Origin of the sequence: Lysinibacillus zambalensis (assembly GCF_040183165.1) — a bacterium.
In the GTDB taxonomy this organism is placed as follows: Bacteria; Bacillota; Bacilli; order Bacillales_A; family Planococcaceae; genus Lysinibacillus; species Lysinibacillus zambalensis.
The window spans coordinates 488,600-507,848 of the sequence record NZ_JBEGDG010000001.1; the positions used below are offsets into that span (position 1 = coordinate 488,600).

Below are 19,249 nucleotides of genomic sequence, written 5' to 3' on the forward strand. Positions count from 1 at the left end.
AGAGAAATTGCGCTGTGCAATTTCTCTTTTTGCTTGAACTTAAATTAATTATAACTCATCCTCGGTCACTTCAAATTATTTTTATTACCGTTTCCGTTTCCATTTCCATTTCCATTTCCGTTTCCGTTTCCGTTGCCATTTCCATTGCCGTTTCCGTTTCCGTTGCCATTTCCATTTCCATTGCCGTTTCCGTTGCCATTTCCATTTCCATTGCCGTTTCCGTTTCCGTTGCCATTTCCGTTGTCATTCCCTGGCTTTACAACCAACACATCAAACGTTAGTGTGTTCTCACCATACGTTACCGTAATCGTTGTATTACCTTGACCTTTTCCTTTTACAGCCCCATCTTTTACAGTAGCTATTTTATCATCCGCTACTTCGTAGGTTGCAAGATTTGTAACATCTTTTTCTGTTGTTTTACCATCAAAAGTAGTTACTTCAGTAATCTTAACTGGAACTTCTTTACCTATTCTAGTTTCAAGCTGAGCTTGATCAATTTCTAGTGTTACTATTGGTGTTTCTATAACAGGTGCTTTAACTGTAACATTTAAAGTAACTTCATTATCACCGTATGAAATAGTAATTGTAGTCGTGCCCTCACCTACTGCAGTTACTAATCCATTTACTATTGTTGCAACATTTTCATCTGCAACAACATAAGTAGCTTTTGAAGTTACGTCTTCCTCTGTTGCATCACCTTCTGCAGGCGTTGACGTTTCTGTTACCGTAAGTTGTGCAGTTTCTCCAGCTGTTAGATCTAGCTTAGTTGGATTTACAGAAAGTGTTACTACTGGTTCTACTACTTCTTTTTCATATATCTTCGCTTCACCAACATTCCCGGCAGCGTCTTTAATTATTACTGATACAGCATTAGTTTCTGCTGTTACTGGGAATGTGAAGCTACCGTCTTGATTTAATTCAAAAGCAACTGGAGCTTGTACTTCACCATTTACCGTCGAAACATAGGAAGCTTTTAATTTATCATTTAAATTGTAATCTAAACCGTATAAATATAACTCTTCATTGTAGTCGATATACTTATCTGTTACTTGTCCTGTAGCGACACCTTTAGCTACTGAACCAGTAATTTCTGGTTTAGTCGTTTTCACGATAATTGGTCCAACATAATCGGAAACTGCTCCTGATGCTGCAAGACCGGTGAAGTCAATTGTATACAGACCATCTGGAATCTTTGTGGCAGGTGCTGTTCCCCATGGTTTGTATTGCCCACCAATATTCAGCGTATAAGAGCCTTTTCCTAGCGCAGTACCTGCATGTAGATAACCAATGTAGCCGTCTCCGTATTCTCCACCTTCAGGATTCATAATATCCCAAAGCTCGATATAGTTAGTTGTTACATCTCCAGTTAATGTGAATGAAAGTACAGCTGAGTCTTTCACTCCATCTCCGTTAAAGGATAGGTCTGTTTCTGTAATCTTAAAATCTTTAATTGCAGTTGCTTCCGCACCGCCAAGGTCAGCTGCGAATGGCAATGAAATTTCTGTATCTCCACCGCTGATGTAAATATACCCTAGTATTTCAGAGCCGTTTGGCGCCGTAGCTTGTGAAGCAGTTAATGTAATATTTAAAACTTGCTCACCATCTAGATTAAATGTCGGCTGATCTACTGTAACAGTTGCATCACCAAATGTTTTTGTTACATCAATTGATACGTTATAATTGCCGCCGTTCCCTTTAATATCTTTTACTAAAACTTGTTTCGTTACAGAAATATCTCGGTCTTTAAGTGATTGTGGACCGAAAGTAACTGTACCTTTCAAGTTTTCTGTAACTACACCAGTTCCATCTAAAATTGCGCTATCAAGTGCATAGGCAAGAATTTCCGGATGAGCTGCTGCATAAGGATCTACACGCCCTGCACCTTGTGAAAACACATCGTATTTTGTTTTATCTATAACCTTTGCTGTATTAGAAAGCGCCACTTTTACATCGAACGCGTTCCAATCCGGATTTGCTTGTTTAACTAATGCAGCAATACCTGCAATATGCGGTGTTGCCATAGAAGTCCCTGTTTTACGACCATATGCTTCCCCATAATCTGCATTAGGGAAATCTTTTTTATACATTGGAATCGTTGACATAATGTTTGTTCCAGGTGCACTTACATCTGGTTTAATGTCAAAGTTTGGTGTAGATGGTCCACGTGAACTTGAATCGTTTACATCATCCCCCAGTGTCTTTGTGGAAGCAAATTTACTAAAGCTTACTTTTCCGGCTCCGCCTGCTAATGCAGCGCGAATTGCAGCGCCATCCGTTTGAGACATATCAAATGTTGGCAGGAACTCAAATGAATCACCCAGGAATGTACCTGAAATGTTCGGTGCATTCGTTCCACCAGCAAAGTTATGAATAATTGTTGCCACTGCTCCTTTTGCCTTTGCATTCGCAATTTTATCAACGAATGCGATACTGCCACGAGAAATCAATGCCACTTTACCTTTTACATCAATTCCTTCAAAGTCTTTTACTTCCCCGTTTCCAGGAACTGCAACTAGGTCAAATTCTCCTTGAAGCTGTGTTGCTAAATCTTTCCCAAAAGTCGTTCCCATTAATGGAAGCTGTTTTGTTAAGTTGTAGTTGCCAACTTTAACATTCACTTCCCCGTTATACATTGTTTCAGGATTTGTTGTGTTACCAACAGCAATTCCTAAACGAGCAGTTGCAGGCGTGCCCATTGTTCCGCGATTTGGACCTTCGTTTCCTGTTGCAACTACTCCGATTGTTCCAGCCATCATTGCATTATTAATAGCAAATGAACCAGCATCCGTTTCAGAGTTAGCTCCTCCGCCAAGTGAAAGGTTGATAACGTCCATTTTTTCTTTTACAGCAGTTTCAATTGCTTTAACAATACCGGATGTAGCTCCACTTCCGTATGCCCCAAGAACTCGGTAAGCATAAAGGTCTACTTTTGGAGCAATTCCTTTAATACCGAATTTGTTAGCTCCGATTGCTGCAATTGTTCCAGCAACATGTGTACCGTGAGAAGTATAGAACGCGCTTCCCTTTTCATTAAATTCAGGTGTCCCGGCTGGACGCTCCGAAGGCGATGTTTCCGATGCATCGTCATCTGCCCTAGGCTTCGTGTATGTTGCTGAATTCGGAATGAAGTTTTTTCCACCTTTATAAACTCCAGCAAACTCAGGGTGATCTACATCAATACCAGTATCTAATACTGCTACTTTTATCCCTTGTCCTTCAAGTCCTTCCTTCCAAAGCTGTTCGATGCCAAGGAAAGAATTACTTGTATTCATTTGAGCTTCTAATTGATCTTCCTTAATAAGTTCCGATGATTTCGTATTATCTTCTGATGCGGAAACAATTGCATCAGGTTCGATTAATGTAATTCCTTCTACTGTAAGCAGTTTCGGGAGATCATTTGCTTTCACAGTTGCCGCAAAACCGTTTAAAACAGTATCAAATGCATATCCTTGAGTCATCTGAACATTTTTAGCAGCTAACTCTTCTTTAACTTCTGCTTGTTGTTCTTTTACATTTGAACGAACTTCATTTGCTTGGGCTTTAGAGAATTCTTCACCTTTGACTTCGCTCATTCCTTGCTCTAGTGCCACAGGCTTTTCAGATAAATGAACGATGACTGCAACTTTTTGATTACCTGATACATTTTGTAAGCTTTCGTGAAGAGTTGGACCATCTTTAGACAAGCTTAGCTGTTCAGCAATAGCCGCCTTTTGTTGAATTATACTTTCACTTTGACCATCCTGCTTGAATGGCTTCGATTCTTCAGCACTAGCACTCGACAATGGAACCAATAGATAAAGCACCATAACGAAAGCTAGAATACTACTTAAGAACTTCGTAAACTTAAACTTTTTCAAATCTCATTTCCCCTTCCACCTATAATTGTCACACTTTTCAGTTTAGTGTGATATTTCCAATTTATCACAAAAGTACCAATGCGAATATCTGAATATTTAAGCATTTTAAAATATCGGTAATTAGTACTAGTTTACCAAAGATAGATTAAGTCTATCTTCTTGGTAATTTAATAAAAAAAGCAGAACTTTGAAACGAGAAACGTTCAGTAATTCATTAATTTTTTCAATTAATCCTATCAAGGCAGCAGTTGTAGGTATAGTCGGTGGTGTAGTTGCTTATAGAAAATTAGGAGAGCAGTAAGAGGAGTGATTGGAGGGGAATCGGAATATGCAGCTCTTTTTTTTCTTATGTATAATAGACGGTTACTGGGAGCTTCCGTTATTTAATTTTGAAGCTAAAAAACGCATAACACCGTCCACATTTGCGGACGGTGTAAAATAAAGTCGTTTAATTTTTGGTACAATTGCCGAATAAGTACTCGTAGATGTGACAATAAAGTCGTTTAAAACCAACAAATGCCCCTTTATTGAATGATAATTTTCTTCAAATATTTCAGTGAAGGCTTTTTTTGAACCCACTTATCGACCTTCCGGTCTAGATTGAAGTGGGAGATTCTTGGGAACAGAGCATACTTGTTGGTGTATTTCTTTACCAACAGCGGTTTCTCTTATTTACCAAGCTATCTCCGTAGATTCCTACGGTTCTATGATTATTCAAACCGAGGCTAATGTTCGTAAGCCTTCAGCTAGAATATTTTTACTAGCATTAATATCTCTATCGTGGTTTGCATGACAAATAGGACAAGTCCAGTCTCTTATTTTAAGAGATTTCTTGCCATCATGATGTCCACAATCAGAACATATTTGGCTAGATGGAAACCATCTGCTTACTTTGACGATTGTTTTGCCATACCAAGTTACTTTGTATTCTAATTTAGATACAAAAGCAGACCAAGATACATCAGAGATTGATTTAGCTAATTTATGATTACGCAACATGCCTTTTGCGTTCAAGTCTTCGATACAGATGATATCGTGGTTTTTGATGATCTCTGTACTCAACTTGTTTAAGTAGTCATCCCGTTGATTGATGACTCTTTCATGTAATCTAGCAACTTTACGCTTTTGCTTCTGATAGTTTTTCGCATCAAGAAGATCGATTCCTTTATTTTTAGCGATTAATGCACGTCTTGATAATTTGCGTTGCTCACGTTTTAAATTCTTCTCCATTTTGGAAGTGAACTTATGATTGTCAATCTTGTGACCATCAGAAAGGATAGCAAAGTCAGTAATTCCTAGGTCGATACAGATAGCAGAATCAGCTTTTTCAAGTGGTTGTATGTCAACTTCTGTAAGAATGGACACGAAGTATTTTCCGCTTGAATTTCGTCTAACAGTAACATTCATAATACGTCCATGTACCTCACGACTTTTGGCAAACTTAACAAAACCGAGCTTTGGTAGCTTGATCTTATTATCTACAATAGCAATATTGCCGTTTGTATACTTAGTCGTATAAGATTGAACGTTGTTTTTCTTAGATTTAAAACGTGGTTTGTCATTCTGCTTTTTGAAAAAGCGATTATATGCATCTGCGAGGTTTTTAATTGCTGATTGAATAGCAATGCTGTCAACTTCTTTCAACCATTCTAGCTCCATTTTGAGCTGCGGTAGTCGAGCAGAACAAGAGTTGTAAGTCAGACCTTTACCAGTTTCTTTGTATACGTCATTCCACATACCTAAGAAGTGATTAAAAACAAAACGAGAACAACCGATTGTTTTCGCAATCAGTATTTCCTGCTCTTTATTTGGGTAGATTCTGAACTTATAAGCTTTTTTGACTAACAATGCTTTCACCTCACTTCATTCCTTGGTTTTCGATGTATTTTCTAACCACCTGAATGGGAGAACCACCAGTAGTTAACAAAAAAACTTCTTGACCATAACATTTCTTTCCAAAGTTTTTTACGAACTAATGGGAAGTCACGTTTTATCAGTCGGGAACTAGCACTCTTATACGCATTGATGAACTTAGATAATTCTGTATTAGGTTGTGCTTTAAACAAAATGTGAACATGGTCTTTGGGTATAATCACGCCTTCCTCTGATATGCCTGATTATACAATAAGGCATGATGTGTTTAAATACTTTTGGCTAACGCCAATCATAATTCATCTCCCACCTATCACTGGGTTACGCCCTGCACGTGATTGAGGAAGGAGTCTTCTTGTGGAAAACCGATAAAACACCACCTACTTATTTGTTACCGAGTTGTTCCGCCAAACCGATTAGAAGTCCTTCGATTCCACGAATGTAGCAGAGCCGATACGAGTCCTCGTACTGAACCACTTCGCCAACGAGCTGAGCACCATACTTAGTTAGTCTGGATACCATTTCGTCAATGTCTTCAACGGCGAACATGACACGTAAATAGCCGAGGGCGTTTACAGGTGCAGTCCGGTGATCTGATATAGTAGGTGGGCTGAGAAATTGCGAAAGTTCAAGTCGACTGTGGCCATCCGGAGTAACCATCATAGCAATCTCTACACACTGAGAACCCAATCCAGTTACGCGACCAGCCCATTCCCCTTCGACAGTGGCTCGCCCTTCAAGGTTCAAGCCAATCTCCTCGAAAAAAGCGATTGCATTATCAAGAGATTCTACAACGATGCCGACATTGTCCATTCTTAGTAATTTGTTTTCTGCCATAGTCTTATCTCCTTATGTGTAAAAATTCATTATCTGATCTTCTATTAAAAAGTTACAAATTCCTTCCAAACAAAAAACACCTTGTCACAGTATATTTGATCAATCTTTTTTCGAAATGGAGTGTTTTTGCGTTTGCTGATAAATAAAGGTTGAAAGAAAAAGTCTTTATTCTAAAGCTACACCTATATGATTAGCTAACAACTTTTCCACCTGGGATTTAAGAGCTTGATTCGCATAACGAAGTACTACATCATTACCTGCAGTGGCAATTTGCACGTCACTAAAGTATTCATCTACTGGTTGCCAGCCTACTACTCGTATACGTTGCTGTGCAAGTTCTCGTTTTAGGCTAAAATATTCTTGTCTTAGATCCTTTAGCAATGCATCCATCATTGGAAGAAATACCGTTTTCATTTTAAACTGCTCTAATTTACAATAGTCAACCTGCAATGATTTAACTGCTAGCTCTAACAAAAGATACTTATGAAGTAACTGTCTTTCGTCGGCTTTAATCATAATAATCAGCATCCAGTTGGGCTGATTGAATACTTTGGATTGGAATACTTTTCGTTTTAAGTAGTGTTTCAAGTAGGAGTTCATTAGTATTCATCGATTTAATTATTCCCGTCCATTGTGTGATTTTGTAGTCCTTCCACACTTCTAATTTTATGTCCAATTGCTGATTTAAAGCTTGATCAATTGTTTTCTGTAGCTCTTCCAGCTCCCATTCAGTCAATTCTCTTGGCTGTTCTGTGCACTCTTGTTTGTACTCTCTAAGAAGCTCCAAATGCTCCGGCAACATCATCGATGCCCATTTAATATTACCTCTGTCTTGTATCATTAATAAATCACTCCTATGCCAAATGACCACCAACTAGGCGATCTCGATTAATAGCTGTACCAGCTTTTGTGAAAGAAACTGCTCTTAATATGGATGTTGCTCCAAACCGATTGCGTATGGCATCCATAGTAGGTCCTATAATTTGACGCTGTGGTTTGCGTTCGTCAAATAAATCTAATTGGATACTATGCTCTCTTTCGAGGTTCGTTATTCGGACAGATAATTGACGAGCTGGCTCCCCTGCAAAGTATTCATCCAATAATTCAAGACAAGTTTTATACATCACAAGAGTTTCACTTGTTGGCACTGCAATTGTTTTAGACCGATGGAATCCTTTGGTCATGGCGTTTCGACTATAAGAAAGACCAATACTAATTGTACGACCCACATAACCTGCATCCCGCGTTCGCTTCATTACGTCCTCACACATTTCAAGGAGCACTACAGAGATTTCTTTTCGTGTATGGTAATCCCTCATCAGCATTTGTCCCTTCCCAAAACTTAAAGCTCCGTTTGTTATTAACGGCTCCCCTAATTTGGATAAATCTATTCCCCATGCATGGTAATAGAGTTGATTGCCCATTACACCAAAGCGCTTTTCTAATTCTTTTAGATCTGTATTAGCCAAACCACCAACTGTTTGTATTCCCATAGCATTTAGATTTGCTTCCATTCGTTTTCCTATGCCCCACATTTCCGATAGAGGTCGTACAGGCCATAATTTCTTTGGAATATCCTCATAAGTCCATCTAGCAAAGCCTGTTTTCTTTGCTTCAAGGTCTAAAGCTAATTTGGCTATTAACATATTTGGTCCCATACCTACTGCACTAGGTATATTAAATTGGTCAAGAATAGCCTTTTGTATTTCCTTAGCCGTTTCTTCTGGTGAACCCCAAAGCTTTTCAGTGCCGGTTAAATCAACAAAACTTTCGTCTACACTATACACATGTATAGCATCAACCGGGACGTAATTAGAGATTAGCTTTGTAATCGTCATCGACATTTGAATAAAGAAACTCATTTTAGGCTCAAACAATCTAATGTCAGGATGTTTAGGTATTTCATAACGACGACTACCAGTTTTGATACTAAATTTTTCTTTCATTAAGGGGGATGCAGCAAGCACTACGCTACCTGGTTGGTCAAAATTTGCTACTACTGCAACTGGAGTTTTTAAAATATCTAGCCCATGTAACATCGCTACGATACTGGCGTAAAAGCATTTCATATCGATACACATAATAGGTCTATTGGGCATACTCTCATAATTCATACAACTTCACGTCCCCTACTAACAAAAGGAATAACGGCTAGAACGTTACTAATCAAAAAAGTACGTTTTGCATGTCTTGTAAAACAAAATGCTTGAAATGAATCACCAACAATTTTAATGACTTTTACACGCCTTTTTGTTATGGAACCATCTTTTGCTACATACATCATGTTCACTAATTGTTTGCGCTGCATAGCTTTAATCAGTTGTTCTCTCAACGTAGTTTCCTCCCATTACCTCTCGCAATTTTTTAATTGGCTAATCACTATATCTTGACTTTCAATTTCTACCGATATGCCTACTAGTAAAGGATTAACTTCCATAAATTGAATCGCACCTGGACTTTCAAACCTTTTATATCCAATTTGAACCAAAATATCTCCTATACAGTTATTTATTATTGGCACAATGATTTTCCCCTTTACTTATCATACACAAGAACACTTGTTTGTATACATATTAGAACAAACGTTTGCTTTTTGGCAAGATTAAATTTTTGGAAATAAAATAAGAGTAAGTACTAAAAGCATTGAATCTACCGCTGTCAAGTAAACAAATGCGTTATCCTTTTATGAATTGTTGTATCACCAATCGAATATGTGCAACTTTTCAGAATAGGAAAAAATACTGTTTAAAGGCTACGAAAAATAATTTACGAAGAAAAAATAGATAAGTATATAGTAGTATTTAAGAAAAGCAAATATGGGAAATTATTTTTAAATAATTCTATGTTTAAAGACAAACCTATTTATTTTAATTTAGCTCATAGTAATGGCCTACTCGCCTGTGTGATAGGTTTAGATGAGGTAGGAGTTGATGTTGAACGTATTTGTCCTGTGGATTTCAATATTATGAAGCACATTTTTAGAATAGAAGAAATGATTATGTATTAGAGGTAAAAACTTTGTTTGAAAAGGAATCAAGATTTTTTATATATGGACAAGAAAAGAGGCCTTTTTAAAAGCAATAGGAATGGGATTTTATAAAGACCCTCTGAGTTTCCAAGTCCCTATTAAGGAAGACAAAACTAACAATGAGTACAACTATTACACTTTTAACCTTTATTCAGAGTACAAAAAAGGAAAAGGAAAAGGACAAGGTGTTTCTCCCTAGTCGTTGGTCAGGGGCTACACGTGATTGGAGTCTGGTAGAAGAAGTTTGGCTTAATCCGGAAAAACCGACGTTTATTCAAGCTAAGCAAAAAGTTCAAAAATAGCTATCCACCGACACCGTGAACTACTAAAAGAATTCACGAACAACGGCACACGGTTTATTCGAAACTATTTTGAAGAGAAACAAAAGATAACCCCCGTAATTATTGTAGGTTTGCATACGTTTGCTTCAAAGATAATTTTAACCCTCAACGTTCCTTTGACGCCAGGTAGAACGGAGATCCATCTGAATCCCCGCAAATCAAATTTTCTGTGAAAAGTGTGAAGTAAAAATGTCCCCTGAGGGCTATTGTTTGCCTGTTACCACATTTGAAGTGGAGACGGACAAGTGCGGGTGCTTTCCCCTCATTTTTTTAATTAAGAATAGTATACTTTTTCTACTTTATATAATGTATGCTCGATAGTCGAGCAGAGAACGGCATCCACTTTGTAAAATTTAACTCGAAAGTATAAACTTTTCAAAAAGTTCTTTATATTATTTTTTTGCTTAAAGGCAGGGAGAAATTCTGAATTTTTCTCCACATCACCAAAACTTTGAATCCATTGCTCTACATAAGTCTGACTAAGTATTTTTCTATTTAAAACACTAATTATGGATTTTACCATTCTCTCATCTTCCCCATCGGAGTAAATTCGATCTGTTATGGTCATCTTTTCGTAAACCAAATCGAGGATAGTTAAGAGGTCATTTTTATCCAGTTCAGAACATTGGGCCAAATCTTCTAAAGCATCTGCTGCATGGGCTATAGCATGAGCCCAGCCTTTTTCTTCGTCATACCCACGGTAATCTCGCTCTTCTTGTACATTGTAAAATACTTTCTCTTTTATCTGATGAATTTGCTCTCTTGAGAGAAATGGTGATTCTCTATGCCTCATGAAGAGGAGCGGTATGACTAACATGGAGAAAGATCGAGTGAAGACAGAGTCTGTATTTGTTTCACCAAGCTTAAAAAGCAAATGGTTTTTATCCAAAACAATCGGTAGAAGTTGTTCTAGTTCGTTTGCTGTTAGAGAATTATCAGGAATCCAATGTGATAAGGTTGTATAGATTAGCTCATCACGTAGTTGGGCATCCAAAGAACCGATGTTATTTATCATTTCTAGTATCAACTGGAATGTATCGGGGGGTGCTTGGTACCCATTTTCTTTTATTAATATCAACTTTTCTTTTAAATTCATTTTACACGCTCCTACTAGAAATTTTCTGAACTAACTTTTTCAAGGGTTTCTCTGATACGGCTTCTTCCGTACCCTTCTTCCGTTACTATAAGGTACAGATAGGATCAGAGACACTCCGCAATAGCAGAAAGGAATAAATTATTTTCAAGCGGTTTATTTCCTGATAAAATCCATAAAATTCCGCCTCCTTCGATTGTATTTTATACGAAAACTTGCTATCTAAAAAACTTCCCCACCCGATTTTAGGATAAAGAACCCATATAATAATTTTCAGTTTTTTCATTGTAAGTTAATGGTTAGTTAGTTATCATTTGTATATTAAATTAAATTAATCCAAAGCACAATAACTAATGGAATTTAAATTTTGGCGTGTATTGATATTGATGCCGAAGAAGTTTTAACATTAAATACTAATGCTGATATTTTTCAGTATGATGGAATTATCTACAAAACGGCTACCTTCAGACGCGAAATCCCATTTTATTCACTGCACAAATCTTTCATATGTATAGGGAATATAGATAGGCTGAGAGAAAAAAGAAATAGTCAATCTTCCTGTTTGCCAAGGTTATTGTCCTGTCCTAGCACCCCTCTTTAAATATCTGAATTTTCAAAACACCAATCAATTGATTTAAAGTATAATTTAGGCGTAGGATAAATATAAAGAAAGTCTGAAAAGTAGATGCTATTCCATCCCCTTCACAGACTTTCTATTATCAATTGTAAAAATTCAATTTTTCATTGCCTGAAACAGTTTTTGCGCATAGCTATCCGTGAATGTAAAGCCATCTTTCCCTTTACAACACTCATCAACAATCTCGCCAGATTTCATCACATAAACGCGTTGACATAAATATGAAACAGCCTTTAAATCATGTGAGATAAATAAAATAGCCATGCTGTGCTCTTTATTCAATGAAATTAATAAATCAATAATCTCACGTTGAATCAAACGGTCTAAGCTTGAAACGATTTCATCACATATTAACAATTTGGGCTGAATTAGAATGGCTCTTAATAAATTTACCCTTTGCCTTTCACCACCACTTAGCTCATGTGGAAAGGAATTTAATATATTTGTTGATAGCTTGACCTTTTCAAGCATTGTTTGCCAATAACAATCTGACTTTTGTTGCTGTAATGGCTCCGTTAAAATTTCTCTGACCGTCCAAACTGGATTGAAAGCGGCAGTCGCGTTTTGAAAGATGATTTGGCAGTTTTCATATAAAGATAGACGATTTTTCTTTGTAATATAGGTTTCATTAAAGCGAATTTGGGCTTGCTCTGCCTGCTCTAGCTGCATGATGATTTTAGCCAACGTACTTTTTCCACTGCCACTTTCACCAACAAGCCCAACGATTTCTCCATGTCCAACGTTTATATTTATATGATGTAGTACTTGCTGCCCTGTGTAGCTTTTACTAATATTTTCAACGTGAAGCAACAAAACCACTCCTTCTAAAAATGATTCGCGACAAGTCGCTTTGTATACGAATGTTTTGGCGCCTCAAAAATTTCCGACGCTTGTCCAGTTTCAACAACCTCGCCGCTTTTCATTACCACAATGGAATGGGCAATCGAAACGGCCATTTCTAAATCGTGCGTAACCAATAATATTGTCGTTCCAAGTCGGTTATTGAGGTTTTTCAATAGTTTAATAAACTCTTGTTGATGAAGCATATCTAGCGCCGATGTTGGTTCATCAGCTATTAGTAATGCAGGCTCATTGTAAAACGCACAAGCTAGCATACACCTTTGAAGCATGCCTCCTGAAAGCTCAAAGGGATAGCGCTGTAAAATATCTTCGCTTAAATCTAGGTCCTTAAAGATCAAAGACATTTTTGAGAGAAACAGCTCTTCCTTATGACCTAAGCGTTGTCCGCTAAACATATATAATTGCTTCCTCATTTTTGTCGTTGGTGAAAAGCTGTTTGCTGCGTCCTGAAAAATTGTGAAGAAATTCGTTTTTCCTACCGTCGACCTTTCCTTTGACGACATTGCTAGGACATTGCTGTCATGCCAGAATATCTCTCCTTGAATATCCGCCTGAGCAGGTAATATACCTAGAATTGCGGAAATTGTAGTACTTTTACCGCTACCACTTTCACCAATAACAGCTGTAATTTTATGTTCTGGGACAGTGAAGGAAATATGTTGGATTAAATTCTTATTATTAATGCTAACAGAAACGTTTTTTAGTTTAAGCATGTGAACGCTCTCCTCCTTGCTTGAAAGCCCCACCAATCATTTGTACGCATAAAATCGTCACAAATATTAAAATGCCTGGGAAAAGCCCTATCCACCATGCACCAATCAGTAAATCATTTTGAGCAGAATTCAACATGGTTCCCCAAGAAGGTGTTGTGGGTGGTACGCCAATTCCTAAAAAGCTCAATGAAACTTCTGTAAAAATAGCCCCAGCAAAATTAAACAATGTCACGATAAAAATTGCTGGGTAGATATTACGCAATAAATGCCCAACAAAAATCTTCCATATAGGTGTGCGGAACATGATTGCCATCTGTACAAACTCTGCTTCCTTCAGACGAATAAATTCAGAGCGCACAATACGTGCCGTAACAAACCACCCTGTTGCCCCCATTATGAACGCCATACTCCAGACATTGCCTTGCAATATCGCTTGGAAGGCAAGAACGATAACTAACGAAGGAATCGTTAACAAGGCTTCAAGAATTCGCATCATGGCTGCATCTACAGCGCCGCCAAAATAACCGCTTATACCACCATATAGTATGCCAATTAAGCTGGAAATCACTACTGAAACAACCGCAATTAAAAGTGTTACCTGTCCACCAACTAGTAAACGTGAAAGTACATCTCTGCCTAGCTGATCTGTTCCAAGTATATGTGTCGGAGTAGGAGCTTCATAAGTATGATTCATATCCATTGCATTTGGCTCATAGGGCGCAAGGAAGGAAGAAAAAATAGTGACAGTGAAAATAATGCACAGTATCACAAGCCAAAAGATTGATATTTTCCGTTGTTTTCTCATTGCCAAGCACCTCTTTTCAGCTTAGGATTTAAAACAATCATGATGATATCGATTACAAATAGGCACAAAATAACAACCACCCCTATAATAAGGATGCCTCCCATTAAAAGTGGAAAGTCTTTAACCATTACCGATTTCACTAGAAGCTGCCCTAAGCCTGACCAACCAAATAATGATTCTACAACAATGGAGCCACCAAAGAATGATGGAATCGTAACTCCTACGTAATTGAGATATGGGATAATGGAATTCCGTAAAATAGTACTACGTATTTCTCGATGTGCCACACCATTTGCACGAGCAACCTGTACATAGTAACTTGAGTTTTCAACCTTCACACAATCCTGTAAAAAGCGTGCGAATATCCCTACATGTGAAACAACAAGTACAATCACAGGCAGGACGAGATGGCGCATTCTATCTATTAATCCTCCATCACCACGTATATCGTTCATTCCTGATGACGGGAGCCAGCCAAGCTGTACGGAAAATACAATGATTAATACAATACCTATCCAAAATGGTGGCACAGCTGAGCTAGCCACGCTAAAAACGGATAATCCACGATCTAGTAGCGTACCCTCATTTAAGCCTGCATGAAGTCCTAACCAAATAGAGGTAAGCGCTACAATAAACAAGGTGATACCCACTAGCTGTAAGGTGTTAGGTAATCGCTCTAGTAAAATCGTTAAAACCGGTCTTCCTTCTTTTGCGGAATATCCTAAATTGCCTTGAGCAGCTTCATGAAGCCATGTTCCGTATTGATAGAAGATGGGTTTATCTAAGCCAAAAGCTTTTTCAATGCGCTCTTGCTCGGCTGCAGTTAATGTTTGTGCATTGCCTCCATAATAAGCCGCTGCTGGATTGCCAGGAGCGGCTTGTAATATAAAAAAAGAGAGGAAGCTCACGATAATGAGGACAAGTGTCCCCATTATCAATCGCTTCCCAAGCCACTTAGCGATCATTCCATTTCCACTCCTCAACATTCCATAAGAAGCCCGCTCCGTGGTGACCCAAAATACGTTCTTTTACACCACTAATATTTTTATTAATGCCATAAACCGCATCTACATAGGCAAAATAAGCAAACGGTGGATCCTCTGCTAGCACTTTTTGTAATGCCATATAAACTTCCTTACGTTTGTTAGGATTAACCGTTGAACGCCCTTCCCCTAACAACTCATCGACATTTGCGTTAGCATAGCTTCCGTAATTATAGCCAGCACTCGTTAAGCTAGACTCACCTGAATGGAATAGGCTATAGGTATGGTGGTCTGCATCATAAGGACTTCCCCAGCCAACCATAAACGCTTCTGTATCTTCAATGACAATATTACTCCAATCTAAGGCGGCCACTTCCACATCTGCGCCAATCACTTTATAACCCTCGGCTACATAGTTTGCCATATTTACACGTACTGTATCTGTAGCAGGGGCAGTAATGGTAAAACTAAGTTTTTTGCCATCTTTATAGCGGAAGCCGTCATCCTTTAGCTTCCAGCCGGATTGCTCAAGTAACTGCTTGGCTTTATCTAAATCGTATTCATAGTGCTCAATGCTGTCGTTGACATAAGCGTGTTTCTGTAGTGGCGAATATGCTTCTGTACCAAAGCCATGTAAGATGCCTTTTACAATTCCTTCACGATTTACCGCAAAGCTCATTGCTTTACGTACATTCACATCCTGCCAAAGATTAAATTTCATATTAAATAAAATGCCACGGTAATCCGCTGATTCAACCTCGTACATTTTTAAATGCTCTACTTTAGAAAGTTCATCCACTTGATTAGGGTCAAGTAACGCAATATCAACCTCCCCAGACTTTAACTGTAATGCACGAACATTGCTGTCTGGAATAAACTTAAAGATGACCTTTTCAATAGAAGCTTTTGTACCAAAAAATGTTGGGAATGCTTTCAGTGTTAAACTCGTGCCACGATCCCATTTAGCAAACATATATGGACCAGCACCAATAGGCTCTTGGTTAAACGTAGTTGTTCGCATGTCCTGCCCCTCAAACGCATGCTTCGGCAAAATCGGTACTGTCAGCTTATCGAGCATTGGCGTAAAACGTTCATCTAAAATGAGTTTCATAGTCGAGTTATTCACTTTTTCCATTGCTTTTACATGAATAAAATCAGACTTTAAAAACGAGGCATTTTGATCGTCTAAAATACTATCGATTGTAAAAATGACATCATCAACTGTTAAAACCTGCCCATCGTGGAATTTGACATCATTTTTTATAGTAATCGTATATGTCAACAGGTCATCCGATATTTGAACATTTTCTGCAATGTCATTCACCGGATTATTGTGCTCATCAAAACGCATTAATCCACGAAATAATAAAGCATCTAAATTTGTTTCCTCTAAAATAGGGTTTAAGTTTGCAAATTCAGATTCTGAAGCATATATAAGTTCATTTGCATGTGATGTCGCTTCAGCAGATTGTTGCTGTTTTGCACCTTCACTAGACAATTTGCTACAACCCATAAGACCTAGTAACAGTGCTGTTCCTAGCAAACTTACTAAAAACTTTTTCAATTCAATTCACTTTCTCCTTTAAACAAACAAGCGCTTTAAATTAGCGAGGCAACATGTATAAACATTCGATTGATTTCTTTATGTAGAATGCGTTGCTCTTTAGAAAGCCATCTACAATGAATCGCATGATCCGTAAGCCGCGTTACGCTTGCTTCTAGTGAGCTCTCCTGTAGTATCATATCCTGTAAGTCTCTTATATTAAGGTTTTTAACCTGTGGTGAAACAATCCATAATGATCCGATGTATAGCGCTTTTTCAAGCAAGCCCATGGATGATAAATCCATTTCTTGTGGCTTGAATAGTAATGTATCAAATGCTATTAATGCATCCTCCACATATAGCTGATAGATTGAGCGAAATGCCTGATAATCAAAGATTTCTCCGCGCATTTCCCTTCCTGGTGCAATGATTTCTCCCCAAATTAGTGTCGCGCTTTCCTTCATGCGAATCGTTGTATCCACCTGAAATTTCGCCCTCTCAAATGGAATGGTTACCTCGGGCATCCATTCTAAGCGAGCCTGCTCCTCCAATTCAATCGAAATTGACTGTGTGCATCGTTCGCCTGTATGAGACGGATATATCTTTAATGCTGATTGTTGCTTCAAGCACACTTGACTATCAGCAGCAAGTTTAACGTTGATTTCATTTCGGTCACCTGCCACCATACCACCTGAGGATTCCATAATAAAAACAGTAGCTGTTGGATTATTTCCTTCATATAATTCTCGACTTGCCTTCAATGGGGGCTGCTGGTACACATGAACAAGTCTTGTGTATCCTCTTCTAAGCTCAAATGCCATCTCTAGCTTGCCAAAGTGATTTACTTTTCCCTGACTAGACATTGCCGTCAACTGCTTCTGCCCCTTCTAGTAACATATGATGCTGAATCCATGCGACAACCTGATCCACATTCGTTTGAGAGCGAACATCAGCAAAAATATATGGACGCCCACCTCTCATTTTTTTCACATCTTGATCCATCAGCTCTAAATCAACATCAACATGTGGAGCAAGCGATGTTTTATTTATTAACAACAAATCTGAACGTGTTAAAGCTGGGCCACCTTTTCGTGGAATATCCTGGCCTTCTGCTACGTCAATAACATAAATATAGCCATGAACAAGCTCAGGACTAAATGTAGCCGATAAGTTATCTCCACCACTTTCAATGAAAATAATATCTAAATCGGGAAAGCGTCTATTCAAGTCATCAATGGCCGCAAAGTTCATCGACGCATCTTCACGAATAGCTGTATGTGGGCATCCACCCGTTTCTACACCAACGATACGCTCCTCATTTAAAACACCATTCGTAATCAGGTATTGGGCATCTTCTCGTGTATAAATATCATTAGTAATAACCGCCACATTGTATTGCTCATGCATAGCGCGTGTTAATTGGTCTACCAGCGATGTTTTTCCTGAACCAACTGGCCCACCGACTCCAATTTTTATTGGTTTCATTAATCTTCACTCTCTTTCTACGAAATAAATAATCTTGAAAATAAAAATTCATGCTTCATGGATGCAAGCTCAATCCCTAATGCGTTATTGGCCAAATCATCAATGGTTAAATCTATCACCTTTTTGGCTGCTTGCTCTACATAAGCAAGTAGTTCGTGTAATGCTTGAACCCCTGTATTTTGTCCAAATGGAACAGATCGTACCGCATTTTGCACTAAGCCACTTATGGATGCATACATAAAAGTCATGATGGCATGATAGACATTGATACCAAATTCTTCACAATAAATACCATAAAGAACTGCATAATGTCCCTTCACTTCTTCACGCTCTATTTTTTCCTTCCATTGCTCTATAAAAAGGTTCTCTACAAGAGGTGCTACTGTTCGAACAAATTGCTTTCCGACATTGACACTAGCATCTCTCGATTCCTTCGCAAGTTTCATAGCCCCGCAAAGCTCATCAAGCTTCTTTAAACGAGCTTCGTCTTTGCTTACCGCTGCATGAAACGACTCCTTAATGATAATGGCATCACCATATACTAAGTTTTGCATTAAGTACGCTTTGCAAAACTGAATTAACTGTTCCTTTGTGCGAATTAAATCTCTTTGAATATAGGTTTCCATTCCGTATGAATGCGTATAGGACCCTATCGGAAATGCGGAATCATGAATTTGTAATAAATGCAATATGGATAAATCAGTGAGAGTGTCCACGGTATTTGAACGGTTGTTTAAAACGTCGCTCTGTCGTTTCATAGTTTACTCCTATTTCATCTAATAATGGATTGATCGTATGATCTGCACGTACGATGATTTCATTATTTTCAATCAAGCAAGGTGTATGACGATTCCCTAATTCAAATGCAGATTTCCCCATTTCAACCATATCTTTCGGCGTAATAACAATTACAGGCTCTAATTTTGTGCGAATAGCGATACGACGGTTGTCATCTTCAAATAATAAATCTCCATATAGTAAAGGTTCTTCTCCATCAATACGTAAAGCAATGTCAGTTCCCTTATCCGTTTCTGTGCGAAGAATACGTTTGCTTAACTCTTCCCATTCAAGCTCAATCCATTCCGTGGATTTGTGAGTAAGTTCTTCCTCGTTGGCAATATTACCGATAATTTTTTCTATTAACATAGTATAGGCACCTCATATTTTAATGGATTTAAATGGCTGCTCCTCTGT

Annotated in this window: 21 protein-coding genes and 1 pseudogene; 2 read left to right on the forward strand and 20 right to left on the reverse strand. The window is 38.1% G+C overall.

Going from position 1 to position 19,249, the window contains the following annotated elements; all coding sequences use genetic code 11:
- Nucleotides 1-65: 65 nt before the first annotated feature.
- The 10 genes and pseudogenes from ABNX05_RS02385 to ABNX05_RS02430 form a co-directional block, all read right to left on the reverse strand.
- A complete protein-coding gene (locus ABNX05_RS02385) occupies nucleotides 66-3,857 on the reverse strand; it encodes a S8 family serine peptidase (protein WP_349658221.1) in 3,792 nt (1,263 codons plus the stop codon).
- 363 nt (nucleotides 3,858-4,220) lie between these two features.
- Nucleotides 4,221-4,436, reverse strand: coding sequence for a hypothetical protein (locus tag ABNX05_RS02390; RefSeq protein ID WP_349658222.1), 216 nt, complete (start codon nucleotides 4,434-4,436; stop codon nucleotides 4,221-4,223).
- 135 nt (nucleotides 4,437-4,571) lie between these two features.
- Nucleotides 4,572-5,705: an IS200/IS605 family element RNA-guided endonuclease TnpB gene (tnpB, locus tag ABNX05_RS02395; RefSeq protein ID WP_349658223.1), complete on the reverse strand. Its 1,134-nt coding sequence runs from the start codon at nucleotides 5,703-5,705 to the stop codon at nucleotides 4,572-4,574.
- 10 nt (nucleotides 5,706-5,715) lie between these two features.
- Nucleotides 5,716-5,938 (reverse strand): annotated as a pseudogene (gene tnpA, locus ABNX05_RS02400) (IS200/IS605 family transposase); the annotation flags it as partial.
- 175 nt (nucleotides 5,939-6,113) lie between these two features.
- Nucleotides 6,114-6,566 (reverse strand): VOC family protein, encoded by a 453-nt coding sequence (locus tag ABNX05_RS02405; RefSeq protein ID WP_349658224.1) that lies wholly within the window; start codon nucleotides 6,564-6,566, stop codon nucleotides 6,114-6,116.
- Between the two features lie 165 nt (nucleotides 6,567-6,731).
- Complete coding sequence (locus tag ABNX05_RS02410) at nucleotides 6,732-7,082, reverse strand: YhjD family protein (protein WP_349658225.1); 351 nt, start codon at nucleotides 7,080-7,082, stop codon at nucleotides 6,732-6,734.
- Nucleotides 7,075-7,407 carry a YolD-like family protein gene (locus ABNX05_RS02415; protein WP_349658226.1) on the reverse strand — a complete coding sequence of 111 codons (333 nt, stop codon included), beginning with the start codon at nucleotides 7,405-7,407 and terminating at the stop codon, nucleotides 7,075-7,077. The genes ABNX05_RS02410 and ABNX05_RS02415 overlap by 8 nt, the downstream gene beginning before the upstream one ends.
- A 13-nt stretch (nucleotides 7,408-7,420) precedes the next feature.
- A complete protein-coding gene (locus tag ABNX05_RS02420; protein ID WP_349658227.1) occupies nucleotides 7,421-8,680 on the reverse strand; it encodes a Y-family DNA polymerase in 1,260 nt (419 codons plus the stop codon).
- Entirely contained in the window at nucleotides 8,677-8,898 is a 222-nt protein-coding gene (locus ABNX05_RS02425) for a transcriptional regulator (protein WP_079561311.1), read from the reverse strand. The genes ABNX05_RS02420 and ABNX05_RS02425 overlap by 4 nt, the downstream gene beginning before the upstream one ends.
- A 15-nt stretch (nucleotides 8,899-8,913) precedes the next feature.
- Complete coding sequence (locus ABNX05_RS02430) at nucleotides 8,914-9,087, reverse strand: hypothetical protein (RefSeq protein WP_349658228.1); 174 nt, start codon at nucleotides 9,085-9,087, stop codon at nucleotides 8,914-8,916.
- Between the two features lie 321 nt (nucleotides 9,088-9,408).
- Here ABNX05_RS02430 and ABNX05_RS02435 point away from each other — a divergent pair, with 321 nt between their 5' ends.
- Nucleotides 9,409-9,573 carry a 4'-phosphopantetheinyl transferase family protein gene (locus ABNX05_RS02435; RefSeq protein ID WP_349658229.1) on the forward strand — a complete coding sequence of 55 codons (165 nt, stop codon included), beginning with the start codon at nucleotides 9,409-9,411 and terminating at the stop codon, nucleotides 9,571-9,573.
- 140 nt (nucleotides 9,574-9,713) lie between these two features.
- Nucleotides 9,714-9,896: a hypothetical protein gene (locus ABNX05_RS02440; RefSeq protein WP_349658230.1), complete on the forward strand. Its 183-nt coding sequence runs from the start codon at nucleotides 9,714-9,716 to the stop codon at nucleotides 9,894-9,896.
- A gap of 313 nt (nucleotides 9,897-10,209) precedes the next feature.
- Here ABNX05_RS02440 and ABNX05_RS02445 read toward each other — a convergent pair whose 3' ends face one another.
- The 10 genes from ABNX05_RS02445 to ABNX05_RS02490 form a co-directional block, all read right to left on the reverse strand.
- Entirely contained in the window at nucleotides 10,210-11,031 is an 822-nt protein-coding gene (locus tag ABNX05_RS02445; protein WP_349658231.1) for a DUF2785 domain-containing protein, read from the reverse strand.
- Between the two features lie 730 nt (nucleotides 11,032-11,761).
- Complete coding sequence (locus tag ABNX05_RS02450) at nucleotides 11,762-12,484, reverse strand: ABC transporter ATP-binding protein (protein ID WP_349658232.1); 723 nt, start codon at nucleotides 12,482-12,484, stop codon at nucleotides 11,762-11,764.
- A 5-nt stretch (nucleotides 12,485-12,489) separates the two neighbouring features.
- The gene (locus ABNX05_RS02455) at nucleotides 12,490-13,239 is read right to left on the reverse strand and encodes an ATP-binding cassette domain-containing protein (protein ID WP_349658233.1); all 750 of its coding nucleotides are present in this window, start codon (nucleotides 13,237-13,239) and stop codon (nucleotides 12,490-12,492) included.
- On the reverse strand, nucleotides 13,232-14,044 hold the full coding sequence (locus ABNX05_RS02460) for an ABC transporter permease (protein WP_349658234.1): 813 nt from the start codon (nucleotides 14,042-14,044) through the stop codon (nucleotides 13,232-13,234). Before ABNX05_RS02460 ends, ABNX05_RS02455 begins: the two co-directional genes overlap by 8 nt.
- Nucleotides 14,041-15,009, reverse strand: a complete 969-nt coding sequence (locus ABNX05_RS02465; RefSeq protein WP_349658235.1) for an ABC transporter permease — start codon at nucleotides 15,007-15,009, stop codon at nucleotides 14,041-14,043. The genes ABNX05_RS02460 and ABNX05_RS02465 overlap by 4 nt, the downstream gene beginning before the upstream one ends.
- Complete coding sequence (locus ABNX05_RS02470; RefSeq protein ID WP_349658236.1) at nucleotides 14,999-16,591, reverse strand: ABC transporter substrate-binding protein; 1,593 nt, start codon at nucleotides 16,589-16,591, stop codon at nucleotides 14,999-15,001. Before ABNX05_RS02470 ends, ABNX05_RS02465 begins: the two co-directional genes overlap by 11 nt.
- A gap of 35 nt (nucleotides 16,592-16,626) precedes the next feature.
- Nucleotides 16,627-17,433, reverse strand: coding sequence for an urease accessory protein UreD (locus ABNX05_RS02475; RefSeq protein WP_349658311.1), 807 nt, complete (start codon nucleotides 17,431-17,433; stop codon nucleotides 16,627-16,629).
- Nucleotides 17,426-18,055 carry an urease accessory protein UreG gene (gene ureG / locus ABNX05_RS02480; RefSeq protein ID WP_349658237.1) on the reverse strand — a complete coding sequence of 210 codons (630 nt, stop codon included), beginning with the start codon at nucleotides 18,053-18,055 and terminating at the stop codon, nucleotides 17,426-17,428. The genes ABNX05_RS02475 and ureG overlap by 8 nt, the downstream gene beginning before the upstream one ends.
- Before the next feature lie 17 nt (nucleotides 18,056-18,072).
- Nucleotides 18,073-18,813 carry an urease accessory protein UreF gene (locus tag ABNX05_RS02485; RefSeq protein ID WP_349658238.1) on the reverse strand — a complete coding sequence of 247 codons (741 nt, stop codon included), beginning with the start codon at nucleotides 18,811-18,813 and terminating at the stop codon, nucleotides 18,073-18,075.
- Nucleotides 18,755-19,201, reverse strand: a complete 447-nt coding sequence (locus ABNX05_RS02490; RefSeq protein ID WP_349658239.1) for an urease accessory protein UreE — start codon at nucleotides 19,199-19,201, stop codon at nucleotides 18,755-18,757. Before ABNX05_RS02490 ends, ABNX05_RS02485 begins: the two co-directional genes overlap by 59 nt.
- Between the last annotated feature and the right edge of the window lie 48 nt (nucleotides 19,202-19,249).